General features: G+C 62.5%; 2 pseudogenes. Both read right to left on the reverse strand.

Features of this window, described 5'->3' with window-relative positions:
- Positions 1-184, reverse strand: a pseudogene (locus P3L18_RS28260) (HNH endonuclease); the annotation flags it as partial.
- Between the two features lie 5 nt (positions 185-189).
- Positions 190-533, reverse strand: a pseudogene (locus tag P3L18_RS28265) (ABC transporter ATP-binding protein); the annotation flags it as partial.

A 533-nucleotide genomic window follows, 5' to 3' on the forward strand; every position in this document is an offset into this window, starting at 1 on the left:
GCCGATCCCCCTGAACGGTGACCCGGGTGATCAACTGTTCGGTGGATTGAGCGACCGACACCAGGTCATCGTTGGACAGGCCGGTCAAATCATCCGACGCCAGCGCATCAACCAAGCGGTGGGCGAGGGCGAGTTTCTGGGTGGTCGACAACCCCGACACGTCCGGCAGTGCGGTGTCGACCATGATTGTCACCCCCCGGCGCTAGCGAACATGTGTTTGTGTGTTGTTGTGTTCGAGTGTATGCCGGGTTTGTCGGGTTGGCAAGAGGGCAGCAGTTCCAGGACGCGTTCGCGGTGGCGGGCGACAGCCTTGCGTTCGGGCATACCCGGATTGGGCTGCACCTGCGGGATGATCTCCGAGAAGTCGTCCTTGGTACCGCCACCACCGATACCCGCGGCCTGCATCGCCTCTTCCTGCTTCTGGACCGCCTCGTCCTTCTCCTCCGACATACCGATCGGACCGAACCGATCACCGGAGAGGAACTGCTTGACCACCGGCTGCTCCGAAGTCAACAACTGCTCCCGCGGACCGA

Origin of the sequence: Gordonia sp. N1V, from assembly GCF_029269935.1 — a bacterium.
In the GTDB taxonomy this organism is placed as follows: domain Bacteria; phylum Actinomycetota; class Actinomycetes; order Mycobacteriales; family Mycobacteriaceae; genus Gordonia; species Gordonia polyisoprenivorans.